The 22,713-nt window shown below is 72.0% G+C and carries 25 protein-coding genes and 1 pseudogene; 9 read left to right on the top strand and 17 right to left on the bottom strand.

Features of this window, described 5'->3' with window-relative positions; translation table 11 throughout:
* Positions 1-188: 188 nt before the first annotated feature.
* Together PH203_RS34605 and PH203_RS34600 are read left to right on the top strand one after the other, a co-directional pair.
* On the top strand, positions 189-1,625 hold the full coding sequence (locus tag PH203_RS34605; protein ID WP_289925249.1) for a hypothetical protein: 1,437 nt from the start codon (positions 189-191) through the stop codon (positions 1,623-1,625).
* Positions 1,622-2,032: a hypothetical protein gene (locus tag PH203_RS34600; RefSeq protein WP_289925247.1), complete on the top strand. Its 411-nt coding sequence runs from the start codon at positions 1,622-1,624 to the stop codon at positions 2,030-2,032. Before PH203_RS34605 ends, PH203_RS34600 begins: the two co-directional genes overlap by 4 nt.
* An 18-nt stretch (positions 2,033-2,050) precedes the next feature.
* Here the strand turns inward: PH203_RS34600 and PH203_RS34595 are convergent, their stop codons facing one another.
* Genes PH203_RS34595 through rpmF form a run of 3 tightly spaced genes read right to left on the bottom strand, consistent with a single transcriptional unit; the run spans position 2,051 to position 4,464 of the window.
* The gene (locus PH203_RS34595) at positions 2,051-3,070 is read right to left on the bottom strand and encodes an LLM class flavin-dependent oxidoreductase (RefSeq protein WP_289925245.1); all 1,020 of its coding nucleotides are present in this window, start codon (positions 3,068-3,070) and stop codon (positions 2,051-2,053) included.
* 49 nt (positions 3,071-3,119) lie between these two features.
* Entirely contained in the window at positions 3,120-4,286 is a 1,167-nt protein-coding gene (locus PH203_RS34590) for a GTP-binding protein (RefSeq protein ID WP_289925244.1), read from the bottom strand.
* Positions 4,287-4,293: 7 nt separating this feature from the next.
* Positions 4,294-4,464 (bottom strand): 50S ribosomal protein L32, encoded by a 171-nt coding sequence (rpmF, locus tag PH203_RS34585; RefSeq protein ID WP_289925242.1) that lies wholly within the window; start codon positions 4,462-4,464, stop codon positions 4,294-4,296.
* A 139-nt stretch (positions 4,465-4,603) separates the two neighbouring features.
* Here rpmF and PH203_RS34580 point away from each other — a divergent pair, with 139 nt between their 5' ends.
* A complete protein-coding gene (locus tag PH203_RS34580; RefSeq protein WP_289925239.1) occupies positions 4,604-5,095 on the top strand; it encodes an HAD family acid phosphatase in 492 nt (163 codons plus the stop codon).
* A gap of 56 nt (positions 5,096-5,151) precedes the next feature.
* On the opposite strand, the gene PH203_RS34575 is transcribed toward PH203_RS34580, so the two are convergent.
* Genes PH203_RS34575 through egtA form a run of 5 tightly spaced genes read right to left on the bottom strand, consistent with a single transcriptional unit; the run spans position 5,152 to position 9,769 of the window.
* A complete protein-coding gene (locus PH203_RS34575; protein WP_289925238.1) occupies positions 5,152-5,367 on the bottom strand; it encodes a dodecin in 216 nt (71 codons plus the stop codon).
* A 43-nt stretch (positions 5,368-5,410) separates the two neighbouring features.
* Complete coding sequence (gene egtD / locus PH203_RS34570) at positions 5,411-6,373, bottom strand: L-histidine N(alpha)-methyltransferase (protein ID WP_289925237.1); 963 nt, start codon at positions 6,371-6,373, stop codon at positions 5,411-5,413.
* Positions 6,370-7,146 (bottom strand): ergothioneine biosynthesis protein EgtC, encoded by a 777-nt coding sequence (gene egtC, locus PH203_RS34565; RefSeq protein ID WP_289925235.1) that lies wholly within the window; start codon positions 7,144-7,146, stop codon positions 6,370-6,372. The genes egtD and egtC overlap by 4 nt, the downstream gene beginning before the upstream one ends.
* A complete protein-coding gene (gene egtB / locus PH203_RS34560; protein ID WP_289925234.1) occupies positions 7,146-8,477 on the bottom strand; it encodes an ergothioneine biosynthesis protein EgtB in 1,332 nt (443 codons plus the stop codon). Before egtB ends, egtC begins: the two co-directional genes overlap by 1 nt.
* Positions 8,474-9,769: an ergothioneine biosynthesis glutamate--cysteine ligase EgtA gene (gene egtA, locus PH203_RS34555; protein ID WP_289925233.1), complete on the bottom strand. Its 1,296-nt coding sequence runs from the start codon at positions 9,767-9,769 to the stop codon at positions 8,474-8,476. The genes egtB and egtA overlap by 4 nt, the downstream gene beginning before the upstream one ends.
* Positions 9,770-10,046: 277 nt before the next feature.
* Between egtA and PH203_RS34550 the strand changes: the two genes are divergently transcribed.
* Positions 10,047-10,880 (top strand): TIGR02452 family protein, encoded by an 834-nt coding sequence (locus PH203_RS34550; protein ID WP_289925231.1) that lies wholly within the window; start codon positions 10,047-10,049, stop codon positions 10,878-10,880.
* Here the strand turns inward: PH203_RS34550 and PH203_RS34545 are convergent.
* From PH203_RS34545 to PH203_RS34530, 4 genes are all read right to left on the bottom strand, one after another.
* Positions 10,865-11,311 (bottom strand): type II toxin-antitoxin system PemK/MazF family toxin, encoded by a 447-nt coding sequence (locus PH203_RS34545; RefSeq protein ID WP_289925229.1) that lies wholly within the window; start codon positions 11,309-11,311, stop codon positions 10,865-10,867. The two genes, PH203_RS34550 and PH203_RS34545, sit on opposite strands and share 16 nt — an antisense overlap.
* Positions 11,312-11,340: 29 nt before the next feature.
* Positions 11,341-12,810 carry a flotillin family protein gene (locus PH203_RS34540; protein WP_289925319.1) on the bottom strand — a complete coding sequence of 490 codons (1,470 nt, stop codon included), beginning with the start codon at positions 12,808-12,810 and terminating at the stop codon, positions 11,341-11,343.
* 133 nt (positions 12,811-12,943) lie between these two features.
* Complete coding sequence (locus PH203_RS34535; RefSeq protein ID WP_289925228.1) at positions 12,944-13,162, bottom strand: hypothetical protein; 219 nt, start codon at positions 13,160-13,162, stop codon at positions 12,944-12,946.
* 26 nt (positions 13,163-13,188) lie between these two features.
* Complete coding sequence (locus tag PH203_RS34530; RefSeq protein ID WP_289925227.1) at positions 13,189-14,616, bottom strand: amidase; 1,428 nt, start codon at positions 14,614-14,616, stop codon at positions 13,189-13,191.
* 241 nt (positions 14,617-14,857) lie between these two features.
* Between PH203_RS34530 and PH203_RS34525 the strand changes: the two genes are divergently transcribed.
* The 3 genes and pseudogenes from PH203_RS34525 (at position 14,858) to PH203_RS34515 (ending at position 17,571) form a co-directional block, all read left to right on the top strand.
* Positions 14,858-16,237 carry a glycoside hydrolase family 43 protein gene (locus tag PH203_RS34525; protein ID WP_289925226.1) on the top strand — a complete coding sequence of 460 codons (1,380 nt, stop codon included), beginning with the start codon at positions 14,858-14,860 and terminating at the stop codon, positions 16,235-16,237.
* Between the two features lie 73 nt (positions 16,238-16,310).
* Positions 16,311-16,415, top strand: a pseudogene (locus PH203_RS34520) (esterase family protein); the annotation flags it as partial.
* A gap of 16 nt (positions 16,416-16,431) precedes the next feature.
* On the top strand, positions 16,432-17,571 hold the full coding sequence (locus PH203_RS34515; protein ID WP_354671288.1) for an MFS transporter: 1,140 nt from the start codon (positions 16,432-16,434) through the stop codon (positions 17,569-17,571).
* A gap of 418 nt (positions 17,572-17,989) precedes the next feature.
* Here PH203_RS34515 and PH203_RS34510 read toward each other — a convergent pair whose 3' ends face one another.
* Complete coding sequence (locus tag PH203_RS34510) at positions 17,990-18,469, bottom strand: MarR family transcriptional regulator (protein WP_289925225.1); 480 nt, start codon at positions 18,467-18,469, stop codon at positions 17,990-17,992.
* A 135-nt stretch (positions 18,470-18,604) separates the two neighbouring features.
* Between PH203_RS34510 and PH203_RS34505 the strand changes: the two genes are divergently transcribed.
* Positions 18,605-19,681 carry an alkene reductase gene (locus PH203_RS34505; RefSeq protein ID WP_289925224.1) on the top strand — a complete coding sequence of 359 codons (1,077 nt, stop codon included), beginning with the start codon at positions 18,605-18,607 and terminating at the stop codon, positions 19,679-19,681.
* Between the two features lie 209 nt (positions 19,682-19,890).
* Here PH203_RS34505 and PH203_RS34500 read toward each other — a convergent pair whose 3' ends face one another.
* The 4 genes from PH203_RS34500 to PH203_RS34485 form a co-directional block, all read right to left on the bottom strand.
* Positions 19,891-20,340 carry a DUF6098 family protein gene (locus PH203_RS34500; RefSeq protein WP_289925222.1) on the bottom strand — a complete coding sequence of 150 codons (450 nt, stop codon included), beginning with the start codon at positions 20,338-20,340 and terminating at the stop codon, positions 19,891-19,893.
* Between the two features lie 80 nt (positions 20,341-20,420).
* A complete protein-coding gene (locus tag PH203_RS34495) occupies positions 20,421-20,651 on the bottom strand; it encodes a hypothetical protein (protein WP_289925220.1) in 231 nt (76 codons plus the stop codon).
* Positions 20,648-21,163: a hypothetical protein gene (locus PH203_RS34490; protein WP_289925219.1), complete on the bottom strand. Its 516-nt coding sequence runs from the start codon at positions 21,161-21,163 to the stop codon at positions 20,648-20,650. Before PH203_RS34490 ends, PH203_RS34495 begins: the two co-directional genes overlap by 4 nt.
* Before the next feature lie 145 nt (positions 21,164-21,308).
* Entirely contained in the window at positions 21,309-21,536 is a 228-nt protein-coding gene (locus tag PH203_RS34485) for a DUF6480 family protein (RefSeq protein ID WP_289925218.1), read from the bottom strand.
* Positions 21,537-21,670: 134 nt separating this feature from the next.
* On the opposite strand from PH203_RS34485, the gene PH203_RS34480 reads away from it, so the two are divergent.
* A complete protein-coding gene (locus PH203_RS34480; RefSeq protein ID WP_289925217.1) occupies positions 21,671-22,699 on the top strand; it encodes a DNA topoisomerase IB in 1,029 nt (342 codons plus the stop codon).
* Positions 22,700-22,713: the final 14 nt, after the last annotated feature.

Here is a 22,713-nt window from a genome sequence, read left to right as displayed (position 1 = left end):
TGCGCGCGCTCACGGCCGACGAACGTCCGCGGCGGGGCAGACCGGCGACGTGCCCGCCCTTGGGCGAGCCACTCGCCCGCTGGGCGATCGGAAAGGTACTCCTGTCGCGCCTGCGCGTGGTGCCTTCCTACGGTTTCGATCTCGCTCCCGTCCTGGCTCACTGCCTCGCGGCTCGCAGGCAGTGGCGCGTGCGCCGGGCCGTGCTGGCGCTCGGCCTGGGCTGGATCGCGTACCGCTTCCCGTTGGGCGTGGCGCTGTGGGCGTTCACTGTCGTGCTCGCGCTGCTGGTCACCCGGCCTCCGCGGCGCACACTGTGGCGCTCGCGACGCCGCTGGCTGAGCCGGGCCTGGGGCGGTGTACTCGTACTGGTGCTGCTCCCGCTGCTGGTCATGACACTCCGGCTCACCAGCCCTGCGGGCAAGGAGACGCTGAGCGCTCTGGTGTACGTCACGCTGGCCTACCTGGGCGTGCGGACCGTGGACCGGTTCGTCGCGCTCGTCTACGCGCTGCTCTGCGACCGGGGCGGTCGTAGCCCGTGGACGGGACCACGCCTGCGCGGCCGGATCGCCGCTGTCGAGCGAGCACAGCACGGCGACGCCCTTCCATACGAACTCCAGGCGGGGTACTGGAGGTTCATCGGAGCCGGCAACGCCCTGTGGCGCCGGTCCACGATCAGTATCAAGCTCCAGGGTGAGAAGGACGACGAGGACGACGACGTCCGCAAGGACTTCGTTCCTTTCAGTCCTGACGAGTTGCTCACGGCCGTGAGTGAGGACCTGGAGGATCTGCGGATCGCCGTGCATCCGTTCCAGCCACTGCCGTGCGAGGTCCGCCACGTCCGTGGCGGACCCTCCCGGCGCTGGGCCCGCCTGCCGAAGAGTTCCGCCGGGGACGAGGCCGGCGAGGATGCCGTGTGGGGGCGGGCTCCGGACGAGAAGGGCTCCGGGATCGTCGTCCGCCGGTACTTGTCCGCGCAGGTCCGCACCTGGTCCGGCCAGCTGGTTATCACCGTGCTGGCATCGGCGGTGATCGAGGGGCAGGAACTGCACTTCGTCATACGCCCGCATGTCCTGCCGCCCCTCTTCGACGAGGTCGACGAGTCCGGGGACCCCGAAGTCCTGTGGCGGTTCGCCACATTCGCGCAGGTCCCGGTTCAGGCCGTGTGCGATCTCGTGGCCCTCGGATACGGGTGGTGGCGCTTCCTGAAGTGGTGGGCGCGGGAGAACGAGGCGACGGCGTCTGGCGAGGAACTGGCCCAGGTGCCGAGGCGGCCGCTGCCGGTGAGCCTACGAGAGCGGTACTCGCCCGTCTACACGGACGACATGCATGTGTCCGAGGACGCGATACGGCATGTGGCGATCGTCCAGCAGTCCATGTTCTCCACGGTCGAGGAGTTCCTCGAACTCCAGGGAGTCGATGTCACGGACTTCAAACGTCAGGCGCAGAAGATCATGACGATCATCCACGCCGGCGACAACAACATCATCCAGGCGGTCACCGCGGGACGGGACGTCCACGACGTACACCAGAAGGCGGACTCCGCGCAGGAACGGCAGTCGGGTCGGCAATCGGATGACGACGAGGACGAGAGCGACAAGGCGACGGAGAAGGGTGACGGGAAATGAACCGATTTCGACGCGAGGGCGGTTGGCGCAGCAGGGCAGGCCGGCGCCAGGTCTCCTCGAACACGACGACGGGCGACAACAGCAACGTCCAGTCGGTGACGGCGGGCAGGGACGCCAGTCGGATCAGCCAATCGGTGACGCAGTCTTCGGGTGGTGATCGGGCGATGGCCGAAGTCCGCGCCAGTCTCAGGGAGTTCCGGGACGCCCTGTACCGGCTCGACGCCGGCGAGGACCGGGATGCCGGCCTGCGCGCGGTCGACCGCATCGAGCGGGCGCTCGGCGACCCGGACGGTGGGCGCGACACCATCGAGAGCGCGGCCGACACGATCGGTGTCATGGGCCGGACCGTGGCGGCGCTGGCAGGCGCGGCGACCGCAGTGCAGCAGGCCGTGGCGGCACTGTTCTGACGCCCGGCCCGGCGCACCCTACGCGAAAGGGGGAATCCTCACCCCGTCCACGATCCGGGCCAGCCGCCGGTAGGAGTCCAGCAGTGCGTCACGGTCGTACGTGCTGGTCGTGACCAGGAGCTCCTGGGCGCCCGTCTCCTTCAGGACCGTCTCCAGCTCGTGGGCGACCTGTTCCTCGGTGCCGGCGATGTGGCCGGTGAGGCCGGACTCGTAGAAGCCGCGCTCCTTGGCGGTCATGGCGAGGGACTCGACGAGGTCGGCGGGCGGCAGGGGAGGGAAGGTGCCGTGGGTGCGGGAGTACGCCATCGACCAGGCTTCCGGGATCAGCAGGCGGCGGGCGTCCTCCGGGGTGGCGGCGACCGCGACGGTGCCGGAGATGACGACGTACGGCTCGGCGGCCCAGGGGGAGGGGCGGAACAGGGTGCGGTAGTGGTCGATGCCGCGCTGCATCCTGTCGCGGTTGCGGAGGTCGCCGATGACCATCGGCAGGCCCGCGCGGGCCGCGATCGCCGCGCCCTCGCCCATCGCGAGGACGAACGGCGGGACCGTCAGGCCCTCCGCGGGGCGTGCGTGCACCCCGGTCGGTGAGGTGCCGCGGAACCAGTCGAGGAGTTCGTCGAGCTGGGCGGAGAAGTCGTCGGCGTCGTCCTTGTCGCGGCCGAGCGCCTTGCGCACACCGTCGGTGAAGCCCACCGAGCGGCCGAGCCCCATGTCGATGCGCCCGGGGAAGAGTGACTCCAGGACGCCGAACTGTTCGGCCACGACCAGCGGCCGGTGATTGGGCAGCATCACCCCGCCCGTCCCGACCCGGATCGTCCGCGTGGCCCCGGCCACCGCGGCGGCCAGCACGGTCGGAGCGGAACCGGCGACACCGGGCACGCCGTGGTGCTCCGAGACCCAGAACCGGTGATAGCCGAGCTCCTCGACCTGCTGCGCGAACCGCACGGTGTCCCGGAGCGCCTCGGCGTTCGTATGGCCCTCGCGGGTGCGGGAGCGGTCGAGGACGGAGAACCGGGTGGCGGAGATCAGCGAGGTCACACGGGGTTCAACGCCGGGAGCGCCCCGGCATTCCCGGCGTCACCCGATGTCAGTGCGCGGACACCGCGTGTTCGTGTTCGCACGCGTCGTCGATGCCGTAGGTGTCCCACGCCGGGAAGGGGTCCGTGGCGGGCGCGCTCTCGCCCGGAGCCATCAGGCATCCGGCGAGCGCCCTGTGGAGCTCCGCCGAGTCCAGCTGCGTCCCGATGAAGACCAGTTCCTGCGCGTACGGCGCCTCGTCGTCGCGGGCCGCCGACGGCTCGAAGCGGGCCACCGAGCCGGCCTGCGACCACAGGCCCGTCACGTGCGGGCGGCTGGACAGGGTGAAGAAGCCCTTCGAGCGCAGCACGCGGCCGTACGTGCCGCTGTCGAGGTCCTCCGTCACGAACGTCCACAACCGGCCGGGGTGGAAGGGGAGTTCGGAGCGGAAGACCGTGGAGGAGACGCCGTACTCCTCGGTCTCCGGGATGTGCTCGCCGTTGAGTTCCCGGACCCAGCCCGGCGCCTGCTGTGCGCGGTCCAGGTCGAACAGGCCGGTGCCCAGCACCTGGCCGAGGTCCACGCGCGCGTGGCGGGCGTCGACGATCCGGGCGACCGGGTTGAGACGGCGCAGGGCCGCCCGCAGCCGGGTCGCGGACTCGGTGTCGACCAGGTCGAGCTTGTTGAGCACGATGACGTCCGCGAACTCGATCTGGTCCACCAGCAGATCGCTGACCGTGCGCTCGTCGTCCTCGAACGGCGCCAGGCCGCGCTCGGCGAGCTCGTCGCCGCTGTCCAGCTCGGGCAGGAAGTTGGCCGCGTCGACGACCGTGACCATGGTGTCGAGGCGGGCGACGTCCCCGAGGGTGGCCCCGTCGTCGCGGGCGAAGGCGAAGGTCGCGGCCACCGGCATGGGTTCCGAGATGCCGGACGACTCGATGAGCAGATGGTCGAAGCGGCCCTCCCGGGCCAGCCGGTCCACCTCCTCCAGCAGGTCGTCGCGCAGCGTGCAGCAGATGCAGCCGTTGGTCATCTCGACCAGGCGTTCCTCGGTCCGCGACAGCGCGGCCTCGCCGCCCCGCACCAGCGCGGCGTCGATGTTGACCTCGCTCATGTCGTTGACGATCACGGCGACCCGCAGGCCCTCGCGGTTCGCCAGCACATGGTTGAGCAGCGTGGTCTTGCCCGCCCCGAGGAACCCGGACAGGACGGTGACCGGCAGACGGTCGTAGGACATGGCGCGCTCAGCCCTCGGGACGCAGCAGGCCGCGCTCGTAGGCCCTGACCAGGTTCTGCGGTACGAGGTGACGCACGCCGTCGATCGTGACGGGCACCAGCGACGGCGTGGCCGCCTTCCACTGGGCGCGGCGGTGACGGGTGTTGCTGCGGGACATCTTCCGCTTGGGGACAGCCATGACGGGACCTCCTCGGTGGGACGGGTGGCGTGCACCGAGGACGCTATATGAAAATGGATCCCATTAACAATTGAGGGTCTCGTCCGGCGTGAGGGTCTCGTCCGGCGTGAGCGGCCCGCCCGGTTCTAGGGTGGGTCGCGTGACCGACAGCAGCAGACGGCCTCTCGCCGTGTTCGACCTGGACAACACCCTCGCCGACACCGCCCACCGGCAGCGCTTCCTGGAGCACAAGCCCCGCGACTGGGACGGCTTCTTCGCCGCCGCGCCCGAGGACCCGCCGATCCCGCAGGGCGTCGCGCTGGTCCTGGAGAGCGCCGAGGAGTGCGAGATCGTCTACCTCACCGGGCGGCCCGAGCGGTGCCGGCGGGACACCGTCGCCTGGCTCGCCGCGCAGGGTCTGCCCGAGGGGCGGATCCACATGCGGCGCGACAACGACCGCAGGCCCGCCCGGCGCACCAAGCTGGAGATCCTCCGCCGTCTCGAGCGCACCCATGAGATCCGGGTGCTGGTGGACGACGACGAGCTGGTCTGCCAGGACGCCGAACGGGCCGGGTTCACCGTCGTACGGGCGCGGTGGACCGCCCCTTCCGCCGCGCTGGAAGCTGCCCAGGAGCGGGAGGGGCGGACCTGAGAACCGTCAGGATCCACGGACCGTCAGGATCCGAGGCCGTCAGGCTCCGAGGACCGTCAGTCGGACTCCTCCAGGCGGAAGCCGACCTTCAGGCCCACTTGCCAGTGCGCGACCTGGCCGTCCTCGATCTGACCCCGCACCTGGGTCACCTCGAACCAGTCGAGATTGCGGAGGGTCTGGGAGGCGCGGCCGATGCCGTTGCGGATCGCCTGGTCGACGCCGTCGGGCGAGGTGCCGACGATCTCGGTCACCCGATAGGTGTGATTCGTCATGGATCCACCGTGCCCCAGGTGACGGCGGAGCGCGAGACGTACGTCATCGCACCGTGCTGAGCGACAGCGCGAACCGTCCCTCGCCGTCCGTCCACCAGTGGGACAACTCGAGTCCCGCGGCGGACAGTTCCGCGCGCACACCCTCCTTCCGGAACTTCGCCGAGATCTCGGTGTGCAGCTCCTCGCCGGCCGCGAAGTCGACGGCGAGGTCCAGCGCGGGGATCTTCACGGTCTGCGCGGTACGCGACCGCAGCCGCATCTCGATCCACTCGTTCTCCGCGTCCCAGAGGGCCACATGGTCGAAGGCGCCGGGGTCGAAGTCGGCGCCCAATTCCCGGTCGACGACCGTCAGGACGTTCTTGTTGAACGCGGCCGTCACCCCGGCCGCGTCGTCGTACGCCCTGACCAGCACCTTCTCGTCCTTGACGAGGTCCGTGCCGAGCAGCAGGGCGTCGCCGGGGGAGAGCAGGGCGCGGATCGAGGCGAAGAACTCCGCCCGCTCGGGCGGGAGCAGATTGCCGATCGTGCCGCCGAGGAACGCCAGCAGCCGGGGCCCCGGCGTCTCGGGGAGCGTGAGCTCGGCCGTGAAGTCGGCGATCAGGGCATGCACGTTCAGGCCCGGCCGCTCCTCGATCAGCGCGTGCCCGGCCTGGGTGAGGGCGCTCTCGCTGACGTCGACGGGCACGTAGGTGTGCAGACCGGTCAGCGCGTCGATGAGGTACCGGGTCTTCTCCGAGGAACCCGAGCCGAGTTCGACGAGGGTGCGGGCGCCGGAGGCCGCCGCGATGGCGTCGGCGCGCGCGACGAGGATCTCGCGCTCGGCGCGGGTGGGGTAGTACTCGGGCAACTCCGTGATCCGGTCGAAGAGTTCGCTGCCGTGGGCGTCGTAGAACCACTTCGGCGGGAGGGTCTTCGGGGTGCGGGTCAGGCCGCTCAGGACGTCGGCACGCAGGGCGGCCTCGGTGGCGTCCTCGGGCAGGGTGCGGGTGAGAAGGAACGGGCTCACGTACGGGGCTCCTTCAGTGGTTCCACGGACGGTTCCTTGAGGGGCGTCAGCAGCACGTCGGTGCGGCTCGCTGCGAGGAGGGTGCGGTCGGGGACCTCCTGCCAGTGCGGATCGTCGTCGTAGGGCTCGGAGGCGACGACCGTGCCGCGCGGGCAGGTCAGGTACCACAGGGTGTCGCCCCAGGTGGTCGCGGTGATGGTGTCGCCGTTGGTGAGGAGGAGGTTGAGCCGGGAGCCCGGGGCCGCCTCGGCGACCTCCAGGACCGTGTCGGCCAGCGCCTGGCCCTCCTCGTCACCGCCGCGCAACCGGGCCAGGACGAGAGCCCACACGAACGCCGAGTCGTTGCGGGCCTCCATCGACAGCAGATCGGCGGCGGGCAGGGTCTGGGCCAGCGGCGCCAGAGAGCGGGGCCAGCCCTTGACCGCGCCGTTGTGGCTGAACAGCCAGGGACCGCTCGCATAGGGCGCCGCCGCTGCCTCGGCGTCCGAGCCCGCCAAGGTGGCGTCCCGGACCGCCGCGAGCAGCGCGCCCGACCGGACGACCCGGGCCAGGTCCGCGAAGGACAGGTCCGCCCAGATGGGCCCGGCCCGGCGGTAGCGCGCCGGGACCGGGTCGTCCTCGGCGTACCAGCCGACCCCGAAACCATCGGCGTTGACGGTGCCGTACCGCTGGTGTCTGGGCGCCCAGGACTGGCGGTACAGGCCGTGCTGCGGCTCCACGAGGAGTCTGCCGAGCGGCTCCTCGGGGCCCAGGTACGCCAGATGACGGCACATCAGACGCCCTCCGCGGAACGGGCGGTGCGGAAGCCGGAGAAGATCTGCCGCCGGATCGGGTAGTCCCAGTTGCGGAACGTGCCGCGGCAGGCCACCGGGTCCACGGCGAACGAACCGCCGCGCAGCACCTTGTACTCGGGGCCGAAGAACACCTCCGAGTACTCCTTGTACGGGAACGCCTCGAAGCCCGGGTAGGGGAGGAAGTCGCTCGCCGTCCACTCCCACACATCGCCGATCAACTGGCGTACGCCGAGCGGGGATTCGCCCTGCGGGTAGCTGCCCGCCGGGGCCGGGCGCAGATGCCGCTGGCCGAGGTTGGCGTGCTGCGGCTCCGGGTCGGCGTCGCCCCACGGATAGCGCATCGAGCGGCCCGAGGTGGGGTCGTGGCGGGCGGCCTTCTCCCACTCGGCCTCCGTGGGCAGCCGGCGCCCGGCCCAGCGGGCGTAGGCGTCGGCCTCGTACCAGCTGACGTGCACCACCGGCTCGTCGGGCGGTACGACCTCGGTGACGCCGAAGCGGCGGCGCAGCCACTGGTTGCCGTCCCGGCGCCAGAACAGCGGGGCGTCGATGCCGTGCTCCCGGATGTGCGCCCAGCCGGCCGGGGTCCACCACCGGTCGCGCCGGTAGCCGCCGTCCTCGATGAACTCCTGGTACGCCTCGTTGGTGACCGGAGCCGTGTCGATGAAGAAGGGCGCCACCTCCCGCCGGTGCGCCGGGCGTTCGTTGTCCAGCGCCCAGGGCTCGTCGGAGGTGCCCATCGTGAACGGGCCGCCGGGGACCAGGACTTCGGCCGGGCCGGTGTGCAGCGGCGCCGGGTCCGGGTCGGGGGCGGTCAGGGCCTGGGGGCCCTTGCGGAGCTGATGGGTGATCAGCATGGTCTCGTCGTGCTGCTGTTCGTGCTGCGCGATCATCCCGAAGGCGAAGCCCGCCTCCGTGAGCCGCGTGCCGTGGAACGCGGTGGACTCCAGCAGGTCCAGGACCCGACCGCGGACCTCCGCCGCGTACCGGCGGGCCTCGGCCGGTGGCAGCAGCGGCAGCTTCGGGCGTTCCGCGCGCGGGTGCTCGAAGGCGTCGTACAGGCCGTCGATCTCCGGGCGCATGGCCTCCCGCCCGGCGACCCCCCGCAGCAGCCAGAGCTCCTCCTGGTTGCCGATGTGGGCGAGGTCCCAGACCAGCGGGGACATCAGCGGGGAGTGCTGGGCGGTCAGGTCGGGGTCCTCGACGCAGCTGGTCAGCAGGGTCGTGCGGTCGCGGGCCGTGGTGAGGGTGGTCAGCGCCCGTACGCGGAGCGTCTCGGCGTCGGTTCCGGGCGTCTCGGCGACGTCGGTCATGAGCGGAGGTCCTTCCCGTGGAGCCGGTCCAGCAGATCGTCGGCGGGGCAGCGGCCCTGGAGGACGTAGCGCTCCAGGTACGCGGTGACGGCGCCCGTGACCTCTTCGGTCGCACCGAGCCGGGGCAGGGCGTCGAGCGCGGCCGTGAAGCACTGGACGGCCACGTCGTGCAGTTCCGGGTCGGCGAGGCCGGTGCGCGCCGCGTCCAGCCACAGCGGGTTGTGCGGGGCGGGCAGCCCCAGGGCCCGCTCGGCCAGCGGCTTCACCGCGCGGTAGGCGGTCTCGGCGGCCTCGGGGTCGTCGAAGAGCGCCGCGGTCACGGCGAGCGGCACGATCCAGCCGTCGTCCCCGGGCTGGGCGTCGATCATGCGCAGCTCGATGTGGCCGCGCGGTCTGACCGGCGGGAAGAGGGTGGTCAGGTGGTAGTCGAGGTCCTCGCGGGTCGGGGGCCTCGGGCTCGCCGAGCGGGTCCACTCGCGGAACGTCATGCCGTCCGGGACGTCCCAGGCGCGGCCGTCCCGGCGGATGCACATCACCGGGGAGTCGAGCACATGCCGGGCCCAGGTCTCGCGGGGGTCGCCGTCCAGTGGGGGAGCGCCCGCGCGGCCCGCGCCGATCTCCATCCACAGCAGCTGCCGGGTGGAGAGCCAGCCGGTGGGTTCGCCCCCGGCCAGCGGGGAGTTGGCGAACGCGGCGACCAGCACCGCGCCCAACTGATGCGCCAGCCACCAGCGCCGCCCGTGACCGAGCGGGCCGGGCTCCTCGTGTCCCGCGTCGAGGCACACCTGCACGGAGGCGGAGGTGCACATCATGGCGCGGCCGGCCGGGCCCGTACGGTCCAGACAGGCTTCCATGGCGTCGTAGCGGGGTTCGCGGAGATACCGGCGGGGCGGGTGCCAGGGATCGTGGCCGACGCCGACGAGGCCGAGACCGAGCCCGGCGAGCGTCCTGCGGACGGCGGCGAGATCGGCGGAGACGGTGCCGATGCACTCCGTCAGGGAGGCGGCGGGCGGGGAGCTGAGTTCCAGCTGGCCGCCGGGCTCGACGGTGAGCGCCGAGCTGAGGGGCACGGTCCGCAGTGCGGCGTACGCCGCTTCGAGTCGTTCGGGTGTGACGGGGAGCTGCGGTGTGCGCAGCTCGTGGACGAGCCATTCCACCTCGACCCCGACGGTGCGGGGCGGTCCCGTCTTGAAGCAGATGCCCCTGACCAGGGCCTCCACCTCGGCGGCGGACAGAGCGGTGCGGGGCTCCGTACAGTCGCTTTCCGATGTAGTAGTGGATGTATCGGACATGTCGGGATCCTCCTGAGATTCCACCATGCCACCGGCCCGGATGATGTTGGCCGGACCGGCAGAGCTCGTCCCACCCAAAACCCTCGGAGCGATTCGCACAAGGGTGCACTTCGTCGCAATCGGGGCCGACGATCTCCGTTTCCTGTGGGTTCTCCGGGTGTTCTCGAGGCCGGGAAACTCCGTTGCACCGCATGACCAGCATCGCCCACGATGCGTACATGAGCACGACGGGGGAGCGCGCACGGCGCGCGATCATGGCGCCCACGGGGGTGGCGCCATGAGCGCGCGCCTGCGGGGCATCGCACAGCAGACGGAGGAGATCGTCGAGGCCGGTTTCTATCGCCTCGCCGACGGGCGCGAGGTGTCCCTCGCGGACGGCATCGAGGCCGCACGGGCCGGTACGCGCATGTACGGGCCGGAGCCCGTGCCGGTACCCGGGATCCCGCCCGCCGACACATTCGTCGAGGTCACGGGCGAGAGCAGCCTGGAGGCCGCACGACGGCTCGGCGGGGTGCCGGCCGTCCTGAACTTCGCCTCGGCCCGCAACCCGGGCGGCGGCTATCTCAACGGCGCCCAGGCCCAGGAGGAGGCCCTGTGCCGCGCCTCCGCCCTGTACGCGTGTGTACGGCAGGCCCGGGACTTCTACGACCACCACCGCGCCCACCGCGACGCCTTCTACACGGACCGTGTCATCCACTCACCGGCCGTGCCCGTCTTCCGCGACGACCGCGGTCGCCTGCTGGACGAGCCGTACGTCGCGGGCTTCCTGACCGCGGCCGCGCCGAACGCCGGTGTCATACGGCGTACGACGCCCGACCGCATCCCCGGCATCCCGGCGGCCCTGGCCGTCCGCGCCGAGCGGGTGCTGGAGGTCGCGGCGGCCGAGGGGTACCGGCGGCTGGTGCTCGGCGCCTGGGGCTGCGGGGTGTTCCAGAACGATCCGGCGCAGGTGGCGGGTGCGTTCCACGCGCTGCTGGGGCCGGGCGGACGGTTCGCCTCGGCCTTCGAGCACGTGGTGTTCGGGGTGCTGGACCGCACGCCCGGCAGCGTGGTGCGGGCCGCCTTCGAGAAGACCTTCCAGGCCGGCCCGAGGACTCAGGTCCAGCCGTAGCGCTCGTGCAGCCGGTTCCTGACCAGGTTGAACCGGCCCCGGTCCAGCGCGCACGCCTCGCGCCGCATACCGTCCTCGTGCAGCCGCAGGATGCGGTCGACGTCCACCCAGGAGTCGCGGCCCGACTTGTCCCAGGGCCCGCTGCCGATCGCGACCCATTCGCGGTCGCCGTCGTGCCGCTTGCTGGAGAGCTGCACGGCGAGGAAGGTCCCGGAGGCCTCGCGGGCGACGACCAGCACCGGACGGTCCTTGCCGCGTCCGTCGTTCTCCTCGAAGGGCACCCAGGTCCACACGATCTCCCCGGGGTCGGGGTCTCCGTCGTGGGCGGGGGAGTACTCGGTGCGCACCCGGCCGACCTCGAGGGCGTCGGCCTCCATGGTCGCGGTGGGGCCGGAGCGGCCGGGGATGTTCTCATCGGTAAACGCAGTCACGGGGGCACCATAGACGGTGCCCCCGTGGATCAGTCCTCCTGGACCGGTACTTTCTGCGAGAGCCCGTTCAGGGACGAAGTCCCCGCCGGTGCCTGTCCGTTCTGGTTCATCGACGCGAGCAGCTGCCGCGCGAGCCCCAGCCCGGTGCCGCCCATGGTGAGCGCCTTGGCGAACATGTCCGCCACACCGTCGGCGCCGTTGAGCACCACCATGTTGTCGACGTTGCCGAACGCGGACGCGCCCGCCTGGACGATCTCCGGCCAGTTCTCGGCGAGTTGCTGGGCGACCACGGCCTCCTGGTTCTCGGCGAGGGCCGCGGCCCGCGCCTTGATGGCCTCCGCCTCGGCGAGACCCTGGGCCTTCGTCGCCTCGGCCTGCGCGAGCCCCTTGGCCTGGGCGGCGGCCGCCTCGGCCTCACCGGTGGCCCGGGTCGAGGCCGCCGTCGCCGTACCGCGCGCCTTGGTCGCCTCGGCCTCGGCGCTCGCGGCCGTCTTGACCCGGGTCGCCTCGGCCGCGGCCGCCAGCTCGGTCTCCTTCGCCTTGGCCTGGGCGGCGGAGATCCGCGCGTCGCGCTCGGCCTCGGCCAGCGTGCGCTTCTCGTACGCCTTCGCGTCCGCGGGTTTGCGGACGTCCGCCTGGAGCTGCTGCTCGGTCCGCTGTGCCTCCAGTTCGGCGACCCGGGTCATCTGCACGACGACCTCCTGCCGGGCGGCGGCGTCGGCGAGCGGCCCGGCCTGCTGGGCCTTGGCGGCGGCCTTGTCCCGTTCGGCCTGGTAGCCGGCCTGGAGGATCTCGCTGTCCCTGGTGGCCTCCGCCATCCGCGCGAACGACTGCTGCTCGGCCTCGGTGGCCAGCCGGTTCGCCTCCGCCTGCGCGATCCGGGCGTCCCGCTGGACGGCGGCCGCGTGCGGCATCGCCAGGTTCTGGATGTACCCGGTCGGGTCCTCGATCTCATGGATCTGCAGCGAGTCCACGATCAGACCCAGCTTCTCCATCTCGGTGCCGCACGCGGCCCGGGTCTGCCCGGTCAGCTTCTCCCGGTCGCGGATCATGTCCTCGACCGTCAACCCGCCGACGATGGACCGCAGATGACCGGCGAAGACGTTGTGCACCCGCTCCGACATCAGCTTCTGCTGATCGAGGAAACGGCGCCCCGCGTTCGCGATCGACACGAAGTCGTCGCCCACCTTGAAGATGACCACGCCCCGCACCTTCAGCGGTATGCCCTGATGGGTCACGCAGTCCACCTGCAGCTCGGTCTCGTTGAGATCGAGCGACAGCTTGCGCACCGCCTGCACCCCGGGCAGCACGAGCGTGCCGCGGCCCGTGACGATACGGAAGCCCATGCCCTCCTCAAGACCCTCGGTCCTGTGCTTGGAACCGGAGATGATGAGCGCCTCGTTGGGCTCGGCCACGCGCCACATCAGCTTGAAAATCCCTATCAACGCGAGGACGGCTCCCACCGCGATCCCCGCAACGACGCCGATGACCATCGGCATTCGCCCCCTCTGCATGGTGCCCTCTCGGCACCGAACGAAGGGAGTCTGCGCCTCGGCGACGCCCGGGTACAGACCCTTGCGGTTCCTTGTCACAACCTTGACGCAGACCGCTCTCACCTGCGGGGGAGCATGCTCAACTGTCGTACGCGGCCTGGACGTAGACGGTCCTCGGCGCCTGGTACTCCACCACCATCACCACGGTGCCGCGCTCGATCCGGTCCGTGCCGGTGGCCGGATACGCGAGGAAGTGCTCGGCGCCGCCGCGCACCCGGACGATCACCTCGCCGACGAGTCCTGGCCCGACCGTACCGGTGACCCGCCCCATGAGCCCGACCATCGACGCATCGTCCATGGTCACAGGGTAAGGGCCGAACGCCCTCACACAGCCGGGGAATCCGTCGCGATCCGCCGCACCGGGGGCCATGCCTCGTGCCAGCGCAGCTCCGCCTCCAGCTGCGCGGCCAGTGAGACGAGCAGCGGCTCGCTGTTCGCCGGTCCGAGCAGCTGCGCCCCGACCGGCAGCCCGTCACCGACGAACCCGGCGGGCACATTGACGCCGGGCCAGCCCAGCACGTTCCACGGCCACGCGTAGGGACAGGCGGCGATCATGGCCCGGTCGGTGGCAAGGCCCCCGAGGCCCAGCATCGAGCCGATGCGCGGCGGGGGAGCGGCCGTGGTCGGGGCGAGCATCACGTCGTACGACGAGAAGAATCCGCCGATACGACGGTGCAGGACCGTCTCGGCCCGCCGGGCGGCCCGCAGGGGTGCCCCGCCGAGCAGCCGCCCCAGCCGGGCGGCGTCCCGGGTGCGCCGGTCGAGCAGCGCCGGGAAGGGGGCCTCACCGACCCGCTCGGCGAGACCGGCCGTGGCGCGCGGGATGAAGGTGAGCCCGATCTGCCCGTACGGGGGGTCGGCCTCCTCGACGGTGTGGCCCAACGCGGCGAGTTTCTCGGCGAGTTCGAGGACCTTCGCCCGTACGTCGGGCTGGAGGCGTGCGGGCAGCGCGGTGAACGGCGGCTTCAGGGCCAGCGCGATACGGAGCCTGCCCGGGTCGCGTCCGACGGCGCCGGAGGCGTCGACGGCGGGCGGCCGGTGCGGGTCGAGGTCGTGGTTGCCGCTCGCCGCGTCCAGCAGGAGCGCGGCGTCGGCGACCGTGCGCGCCAGGGTGCCGTTGACGGTGATGCCCTGGAAGGACTCGCCGCGCGGCCAGGTGGAGACACGGCCGCGCTGCGGCTTGATGCCGATGAGATGGGTCCAGGAGGCCGGGATGCGCACGGACCCCGCGCCGTCCGAGCCGAGTGCGGCCGGTACCAGCCCGGCGGCGACGGCGGCGGCCGAACCGCCCGAGGAGCCGCCCGGGGTGTGCTCCGCGCTCCACGGATTGCGGGTCACGCCGAAGGCGGGCCCCTCGGTGAAGGGCCACTGTCCGAACTCGCAGGTGTTGGTCTTGCCGATGACGACGGCGCCGGACGCCCGCAACCTCCGTACGGCTTCCCCGTCCCGGGCCACCGCCGGGAACTCCCCCCGGCAGCCGAACGCGGTCGGCTCGCCCGCCACGTCCATGTCGTCCTTGACGGCGACGGGCACCCCGAGGAGCGGTTTGCGCACCCCGGCGGCCAGTTCCTTGTCCGCCGCCTCCGCCTCGGCGAGCGCGGCCTCGGCGCGTACGACCCGGAAGGCGTTGAGGGTCCCCTGGGTCGAGGCGATCCGCTCAAGTGCCCGCTCCACCAGGGCCCTTGACGTCACCTCCCCGTCGGCCAGCGCACGGGCGGACTCCGCCAGGCCTGCGGAACGGTCGTGCGACATGCGGCACCTCCGGGAGCGCGTTGTCTACTGAACGGTAACCTGTGGAAGCGCTGTCCGGGAACGCCCCTGGCCGGAGCGGGAGTTCGGCGCGCGGCACAGCTTGCGCACCGGGCTCGCGGGGTCGTGCGCAAACCATTGACGCGATTCCGCCTCACCCCTACCTTCTGATCGACTTTCCGAACCTTGTTCGGGATGTCGTACGTCAGAGCCGCGTCGTTGTTTGCCCCAGGGAGAGCCGCCCGTGACCACACGACCCCCCACGCCGTCCCGTCGTACCCTGCTGCGCGCGATGGCGGCCCTGCCCGCCTCGGCCGTGCTGCTCGGCGAACTCCCCGGCGCGGCCCACGCCGCCGCCCCGCCGAGCGGCTCCGCGACCCGCTACACGATCGTGCCGTTCCTCGACAGCAACGACGGCACGGTCAACGTCTACCAGTCGGACGACGCCCTCGACTTCCGGCTGCTGCAGTCCTCGGCCTACACCCCGCCGAGCAACAGAATCCGCGACGCGAGCATCTTCAAGCACACCAACGGCTACTACTACATCACCTACACCACCCACACCTGGCAGGACGTCAGCACCACCATCGGCTTCGCCCGCAGCTCCGACCGGGTCAACTGGACCTTCCTGTACGACTACACGGTCCCGATCGCGGGCCTGTCCCGGGCGTGGGCGCCGGAGTGGTTCGTCGACAGCGACGGCAGCGTCAACGTCATCGTGTCCTGCTCGCAGACCAGCGACGAGTGGATCTTCACGCCGTACCTGCTGAAGGCGACGAACTCCGGGCTCACGGCGTGGAGTTCACCGGTGGCGCTGTCCGGGATCGGCGCCAACCACATCGACACGTTCATCGTGAAGATCGGCTCGACGTATCACGCGTTCACGAAGAACGAGACGACCAAGTACATCGAGTACGCGACGGCCTCCTCGCTCACCGGCCCGTACACGATCTCCAGGACCGGCGACTGGGCCGGCTGGGGCAGCTACCGCGAGGGCCCGGCCCTGATCCAGCTCGACAACGGCGGCTGGCGGCTGTTCTTCGACGGCTACGGCGACCACAACTACTACTACAGCGACAGCTACGACATGTTCGCCACCTGGTCGGCGCCGACCGCGCTCCCCGTCGTCTCCGGTACGGCCCGCCACTTCACGGTCATCAAGGAGACGGTGTCGGGCGGCCCTTCGCTCGCGAGGAACGTCACCCGGTCCTTCCGGTCGGCCAACTACTCCACCCGCTACTGGCAGAACCAGTCCTCCCTGCTCAACCTGCCGGTGGTGACCGGTTCCAGCACGTCGGCCGAGAAGACGGCGTCCACGTTCACGGTCGTCGCGGGCCTCGCCGACTCGGGCGGCTACTCCTTCCGGGACTCCTCCGGGAACTATCTGCGCCACTGGGACTTCCGGGCCCGCTTCGACGCGAACGACGGCACGACGACCTTCGCCAAGGACGCCACCTTCATCGCCCGCACGGGTACGGCGAGCGGCTCGATCCGCTTCGAGTCCTACAACTACCCCGGGTACTACCTGCGGCACTACAACTACCAACTGCGGGTGGAGCGTTCGAACGGCACGGATGTCTTCCGGCAGGACAGCTCCTTCACGCCGGTGACCGCCTGGGCCTGAGACGGCACAACCTCGGCTGTCCGGCGCCTAGTACAGCCGGCCCCGCGAGACCGGTGTCGCGCGGCTGCCGCAGCTGCGCGACACCCTGGTCGTCATGCCCGTGGCCGGCGAGGCCGGCTGGTACAGCGACTGGTGGAACCACGGTGAGGGCGGCTCCCCGGCCTGGGAGACCTTCCATCGTCCTCGGCTGCACGATGGTCCCGAGGCTTCTGCTGCTGCCCCTCGGCGGAGTCGTCGGCGACCGGTTCGACGCCAGGACCGTGGCGCTCGTCACCGATCTTGTCTCCTGCGCCGCGCAGCTGTGGGTGGGTCTCCAACTGCTTAGTGGAGAACCGGAGTTGTGGCAGATGGCGTTCGCCTCGGCGATCGGCGGCGGCGCCTCCGCGTTCGCTCTGCCGACCCTGCCGCGGCTGATCACCGGCACCGTGCCCGGCGCCGACCTCCAGGCCGCCAACTCCGCGCTCGGCGTGGTGAGAAGCGCCGCCAGGCTCGGCGGCCCGGCCCTGGCCGGCCTGCTGATCCTGACCGTGGGACCCGGCTGGGCCTTCGTCGTGGACGCCGCGTCCTTCGCGCTCAGCGCGCTCCTGCTCCTCGCGATCCGTGTCGCCCACGTCCCGGCGGACGGCCGCTCGCTCCGCGTCGACCTGGTGGAGGGCTGGCACGAGGTCCGCAGCCGCGACTGGTACTGGACGAGCCTGATCGCGCACGCCGTCTGGAACGGCGCCGCGGCCGTCCTCATGACGCTCGGACCCGCCCTGGCCGTACGGCAGTTGGGAGGTGAAGGTGCCTGGGTGGCGATCCTCCAGGCCGGTGCCGTCGGCCTGCTGCTCGGCTCCCCCCTCGCCGGACGCGCGCACCCGCGCCGCCCGTTCCCCCTGGCCAACCTGGGCCTGGCGACCTATGCGCTGCCGCTCGCCCTCCTCGCGGCCGGTGCCCCAGCAGTCGCCGTCATCGCCGCCTACGGTCTGGCCCTGGCCGGACTCGGCTTCCTCAACCCCGTCTGGGAGACCTCCGTGCAGGCCGCCATCCCGCCCGGCGTGCTCGCCCGCGTCACCTCGTACGACTGGCTGCTGTCCCTGGGCGCCATGCCGCTCGGCTATGTCCTCGCCCTGCTCGCGGCCGACGCCTGGGGTCCCCGGGCACCGCTGGTCGCCGCGGCGGTCGCGATGGGCCTGGCCTGCGCCGGAACGGCGGCCGCGCCGGGGGTCCGCCGGTTCACGGCGCCAGTCGGCACGGCCGCGTCGTATGCCGCCACCGGGTCGCCGGGCACGTCCGGCCGCGGACGCGGGGAGAAGACGTCGGCGGATCCGGCGGCCGCGTCGGCGGAGCGTTAGAAGCCGGGGCTTCACAGGTGTCCGAGCAGCAGAGGACGCCTGGCCGGGAGGGGTGCCGTGCATGGCGTCGGCGTCGGCCTGCGGGACCCCTCGGTCGTGGGGGTCTCCCGCCTCGCCCGTGAACGGCACTTCGTGCGCGCGGCGGCCGCCAGTCACGTCTCCCGGCCGGCCCTCGCTTCGGGACGGTCTGCGGCAGGAGTTGTCGGCACTCAGGGGCGGCCTGACCGGCACCCTCCGCCTGGGCGCGGCGCCCACCGCGCTGCCCGCCGTCTCCAGGGTCCGCGGGTCCGGGCCGGCTTGGTGGAGCTGTCCTCGGCCGAGATCACGCGGGGGCTCGCCGAGTTCGAACGGGACGCGGGGATGACGTACCTCGACACCGACACCGGCGGCGGCACCGCGGACGGTGCCGACCCCCGGCTCAGCCGTCCTTCGCCGTCGCGCGGGCGAGGCTCTCCTCGATCCGGGTCAGGACTTCGACGGCCTCCGCCTGCTGCTCGGGGGTCAGGCCTTCGGTGGTGGCGCTCTCCAGGTCCAGCCAGGCGCGCTCCACCTCGGCGCGCAGGGCGTTGCTCGCGGCGGTGGGTTCGACGATGGTCGCCCTCTTGTCCGTGGGGCAGGGGCGGCGGCGGACGAAGCCCGCCTGCTCCAGGCGCCGTACGGTGCGTGTCATGGTGGCGGCGTCGGAGCCGAGCAGCCGGACGAGGTCGGTCTGGCGCTGGGGGCCGTGGTCCCACAGCTGCATCATCACCAGCTCCTGGCTGGGGTGGAGGCCGATCCGGCGCAGCAGCTGTCCGGCGATCATGCGATGCAGCCGGGCCACGCGGAAGATCGCGTGGCTGAGGGGGCCGGCGGCGACGGAAGCCGGCATGCGTACGTTCGTCGGCTCCGGCTGGCTCATGGGGCGGTCCTCGCAGCTTCGGAATTGCTTGAACAGGTAAAGCCTACAGCGCAGGATTTTCGGGTGCCCGGGAATGAATCCCCGACGATTACTTGTTCGGACAGTAAAATCGCACCCCGAGCAAGGGAACCGATCATGTCGACGACAGCCTTCGAGTCCTACGACCTTTCCGGTACGCACCTCACGAACCGCATCGTGATGGCCCCCATGACCCGCAGCCGTGCCTACGGCCCCGGACAGACCCCGACCGAGCTGATGGCCGAGTACTACGCACAGCGGGCCGGCGCCGGTCTGATCGTCACGGAGGGCACCCAGCCGTCGGCGGTCGGCCAGGGCTACCCCGACACCCCCGGCATCCACTCCGCGGAGCAGATCGCGGCCTGGCGGACGGTCACCGACGCCGTGCACGCCGAGGGCGGAGTGATCTATCTGCAGCTGATGCACACCGGCCGGGTCGGCCACCCCTCCCTGACGGGCCTCACCCCGGTCGGCCCCTCCCCGGTCACCGCGAAGGGGCAGGTCTACACGCATGAGGGCCCGCAGGAGTTCGTCACGCCCAGGGAACTGACCGAGGACGAGATCCTGGAGACGATCGCCGACTACGCCGCGGCAGCCCGCAACGCCGTCGAGGCCGGTTTCGACGGCGTCGAACTGCACGGCGCCAACGGCTATCTCATCCACCAGTTCCTCGCCCCGAACTCCAACACCCGCACCGACGCCTGGGGCGGCTCCCCCGAGGCCCGTATCCGCTTCGCCGTCGAGACCGCCCGGGCCGTGGCGGAGGCGATCGGCGCGGACCGGGTGGGCTTCCGGATCTCGCCCGGGAACACCTACAACGACATCGACGAGAGCGACCGGCCCGACGTCGAGGCCACCTACACGGCGCTGGTCGCCGAGCTCGCCCCGCTGAACCTGGCCTATCTGCACCAGATGGAGACGCCGGAGATCCGCGACCTCACCCTGCGCCTGCGCAAGTCCTGGCCCACCGCCTTCGTCCTCAACCCCTTCACCGGCACGGAGCCCACCGGCCCCGCGGAACTCCGGCTGATCGAGGACGGCACCGCCGACCTGATCGCCTACGGCGGACTGTTCCTCGCCAACCCCGACCTGCCGGCCCGGCTGGCGCAGGGCGGCCCCTTCAACACCCCCGACAGCGCCACCCACTTCGGCGGCGACCACCGCGGCTTCACCGACTACCCGGCCCTCGGCTGACGGCCGCCTCCCCGGCCGGCGCGCCCGCCGTACCGGCCGGGGAGGCAGCTCCGGGCCACCCCGCAGTGCCCTGGCCCGCCCGCACGGACACATATCTGGCGGGCGGCTTCACCGAGGACCACGTGGACCGGTGGGAGCAGGACAACACCGAACCCGGAGCACGGCACCGGGGAGTCCCCGGTCCGTGGCGAGCGGTGTCGGCCCGGTCCTCATCCGCCGCCGCGCCGCATCGGCCCCCAGCGCCGCTCCTGGTCGACGACCGCGGTCTCCGCCTCCTCGATGACCTGCTCCTCGATCCAGCCCACGGGCCGCACATCCCGGACCAGCGGCTCGTTGTCGGGCCCCCGGCCCTCCTCGCGGCCGCGGAGCACCCAGGGCCGCACCCCCTCGCCCTTCTCCCGCGGCAGGTGGGAGTAGTCGTACAGCCGACGGGCCACCCACAGCTCGACGGGCCGGTCCTCCCACCAGGGCTCGACGGCGAGCGGGTTCGCCGACAGCCCCGACATACGGATCCCGGTGAGGCCGTCGCGGCTCTCGCTCAGGTCCCGGTCCGCGTCGGGGCCGCGTGACCAGCGCACATAGAGACTGGGGCTGCGCTCCACCAGCTCCGCGAGTTCACGCAGGGTGCGCAGCACGGGCAGTCGGTCACAGGCGCTCATCGGATCGTCGCTCCCTCTCGTGCGGGAGCCGAGGCGCCCCGCGCTCGTCCACCACCCCTCGTCCCCGTGCCCGACAGCGCTCACTCCTGCGGCAGGAACACCGCCCGGACACAGCCGTCGCGCCTGTCCCGGAACACCCGGTAGCCGCGCGCCCCTTCGGACAGCGGCAGCGGACGGGTGGCCCGATGCCCCGTACCGCACACCGAGCCGGCGGTGACCTTCACCAGGGCGTCCTGGTCGTTGAGGGGCGCCGGCTCCGGGACCGTCTCCACGTGGAGTTTCCCGACCCCGCTCCAGCACAGCGCCTTCACAGCAGCCCCTCCCTGCGCGCCCGGTCACCGGCCCGGTCCGGCGGGATCCCGCCCGGCTTGCGGCTGGCGGCGCGCTGTCCCGCGGTGCGCGGCACCTCGCCCGTCTCGGTGAGCTGCTCGAACTCCCGCAGCGCCGCCCTGATCCGCTGGTCCGTCGAGGTCCCGGTGACGCTCCTGAACCGTTCGGCCGGCCCTCGCGCACCCGTGCGCCGGGCCGCGATCTCGGTACCGCGGCCGCCCGGCGCGTCCGCCGCCCTTATCTCCACCCCGTCACCCAGACCGTCCAGCGGCGGCGGGAGCCTGCCGTCCGGCATCAGCTCCGCGCGCGGCCGTCCGACCGTGACCACATGCCACCGCCCCTGCTCCGCGCCCTCGGCGCCCTCCCCGGCCCGGGCCACGGCACGGGCCCTGGCCCGCGCGACCACGGCGGCCCCGCCCACGGCCGCGACGACCGCGGCCGTCCACGCTCCGATGGGCCTTCGGCCCAGAGTCCCACCCGGTGTCCTGCCCATGGTCTCCACTCCTGCGAACTCCTTCCGGACTGCTCCCGAACCCCGTTCGACCGCTCCGACTGCTGCGCGCGTGTGTCCTGCCCGGGGCGGCCGGAAACCGGGACTGGCGCCCCGGGCGTTCCCGGTCACCACCGGCACGAACGCCTCACAGCGACAGCTCCACCACCATGGCGATGAGCCCGATCGCCACCAGCGCCACCACGAGCATGATCAGGACGATGGGCATCGCACTCCACCCCTTGCGCAGCTCGGGCGGCTCCGGGTGGGAGATACCGGAGATGCCGGTCTCCGCGGGTGGCGTCTCCCCGGGCGGTACCCCGCCCCCGGGCTCGAGTCCCGCACTCCGTCGCGGATCCGGATCGGGGCTGGTCATGGCGGTGCTCCCTTCGTGAAGCGGCCCGGCGGCCGGGGGCCCGGCGCCGTCCGCGCACCGAGTACCCGTGCGCGCGGGCTGCACCACCGCGATCGGGGTAGTCGCGGAAAGAGGGTGATCGTGAGGGAGGCGGGATGCGGATCTACCACAGCCGGCCCACCGAGCCGGGCTATCGCCGCAGGCGCCGCGGACGCGGATTCCGCTATCTCGACGCCGCAGGCGAACCGGTCCACGACCCGGCGGAGCTGGACCGGATCCGTGCCCTGGTCATCCCGCCGGCCTGGCAGGACGTATGGATCTGCACCCGCGCCAACGGGCATCTGCAGGCCGTCGGGACCGATGCCGCCGGGCGCCGCCAGTACCTCTACCACCCGCAGTTCCGCGCCGAGCAGGAGCAGGCCAAGCACGAGCACGTCCTGGACGTCGCCGAAGTCCTGCCCGCCGTACGGGATGTGGCCGAGGAGCATCTGGCGGACCGCGGGCTGACCCGCCGACGGGTCCTGGCCACCGCGGTACGCCTGCTCGACCTCGGCTTCTTCCGTATCGGCAGCGACCGCTACACCGAACTCAACAACAGCTACGGCCTGACCACACTGCTGCGCGAACACTCCCGCTGCCGGGCCGGTGCCGTGCTGTTCACCTACACCGGCAAGGCCGGCCGGGAGATCACCCGGACCGTCGTGGACCCGGCCGTCTGCCGCGCGCTGGCCGCGCTGCTGCGCCGCCGGGCCGGCGGTGACCGGCTCCTGGCCTACTGGGAGGGGCGCGCCTGGCACGACGTGAGCGGCGAGGACGTCAACGCCTACCTCAGGGAAGCGGCCGGTCTGGAGGTCTCCGCGAAGGACTTCCGCACCTGGCACGCCACCGTGCTCGCCGCGGTCGCCCTCGCGGTGTCGGAACCCGTCGTGCACGGCGAGACCGCCCGGCGGCGCGCGATCGCCCGCGCGGTGCGGGAGGTGGCCGACTACCTCGGCAACACACCGGCGGTCTGCCGGGCGTCGTACATCAACCCGCGGGTGATCGAGCTCTACGAGGAGGGCGTGACCGTCTCCGAAGTCCTCCCTGACCTGGGCGACGAGGGCGTCCACGGCATCCCCGCGACCCAGGGGCCCGCCGAACGAGCCGTTCTTCGCCTGCTGCGGGGGTCTTCGCCCCGCTCCTGACGGGTACCCGGCGC

Source organism: Streptomyces sp. S.PB5, assembly GCF_030403745.1.
In the GTDB taxonomy this organism is placed as follows: domain Bacteria; phylum Actinomycetota; class Actinomycetes; order Streptomycetales; family Streptomycetaceae; genus Streptomyces.
Note: the sequence above shows the minus strand (reverse complement) of the source record. Positions and strands in the feature narration are given on the sequence as shown.

What these genes read in the sequence shown, in the direction of transcription:
- PH203_RS34590 (WP_289925244.1), bottom strand. Translation starts at nt 4,286, where the DNA reads ATGTCCTACGACCGTCTGCCGGTCACCGTCCTGTCCGGGTTCCTCGGG.
- PH203_RS34480 (WP_289925217.1), top strand. Translation starts at nt 21,671, where the DNA reads ATGCGGATCTACCACAGCCGGCCCACCGAGCCGGGCTATCGCCGCAGG.
- PH203_RS34490 (WP_289925219.1), bottom strand. Translation starts at nt 21,163, where the DNA reads ATGGGCAGGACACCGGGTGGGACTCTGGGCCGAAGGCCCATCGGAGCG.
- PH203_RS34530 (WP_289925227.1), bottom strand. Translation starts at nt 14,616, where the DNA reads ATGTCGCACGACCGTTCCGCAGGCCTGGCGGAGTCCGCCCGTGCGCTG.
- PH203_RS34485 (WP_289925218.1), bottom strand. Translation starts at nt 21,536, where the DNA reads ATGACCAGCCCCGATCCGGATCCGCGACGGAGTGCGGGACTCGAGCCC.
- rpmF (WP_289925242.1), bottom strand. Translation starts at nt 4,464, where the DNA reads ATGGCTGTCCCCAAGCGGAAGATGTCCCGCAGCAACACCCGTCACCGC.
- egtA (WP_289925233.1), bottom strand. Translation starts at nt 9,769, where the DNA reads ATGTCCGATACATCCACTACTACATCGGAAAGCGACTGTACGGAGCCC.
- PH203_RS34600 (WP_289925247.1), top strand. Translation starts at nt 1,622, where the DNA reads ATGAACCGATTTCGACGCGAGGGCGGTTGGCGCAGCAGGGCAGGCCGG.
- PH203_RS34535 (WP_289925228.1), bottom strand. Translation starts at nt 13,162, where the DNA reads ATGGACGATGCGTCGATGGTCGGGCTCATGGGGCGGGTCACCGGTACG.
- PH203_RS34505 (WP_289925224.1), top strand. Translation starts at nt 18,605, where the DNA reads ATGTCGACGACAGCCTTCGAGTCCTACGACCTTTCCGGTACGCACCTC.
- PH203_RS34515 (WP_354671288.1), top strand. Translation starts at nt 16,432, where the DNA reads ATGGTCCCGAGGCTTCTGCTGCTGCCCCTCGGCGGAGTCGTCGGCGAC.
- egtC (WP_289925235.1), bottom strand. Translation starts at nt 7,146, where the DNA reads ATGTGCCGTCATCTGGCGTACCTGGGCCCCGAGGAGCCGCTCGGCAGA.
- PH203_RS34500 (WP_289925222.1), bottom strand. Translation starts at nt 20,340, where the DNA reads ATGAGCGCCTGTGACCGACTGCCCGTGCTGCGCACCCTGCGTGAACTC.
- PH203_RS34510 (WP_289925225.1), bottom strand. Translation starts at nt 18,469, where the DNA reads ATGAGCCAGCCGGAGCCGACGAACGTACGCATGCCGGCTTCCGTCGCC.
- egtB (WP_289925234.1), bottom strand. Translation starts at nt 8,477, where the DNA reads ATGACCGACGTCGCCGAGACGCCCGGAACCGACGCCGAGACGCTCCGC.
- PH203_RS34550 (WP_289925231.1), top strand. Translation starts at nt 10,047, where the DNA reads ATGAGCGCGCGCCTGCGGGGCATCGCACAGCAGACGGAGGAGATCGTC.
- PH203_RS34575 (WP_289925238.1), bottom strand. Translation starts at nt 5,367, where the DNA reads ATGACGAATCACACCTATCGGGTGACCGAGATCGTCGGCACCTCGCCC.
- PH203_RS34540 (WP_289925319.1), bottom strand. Translation starts at nt 12,810, where the DNA reads ATGCCGATGGTCATCGGCGTCGTTGCGGGGATCGCGGTGGGAGCCGTC.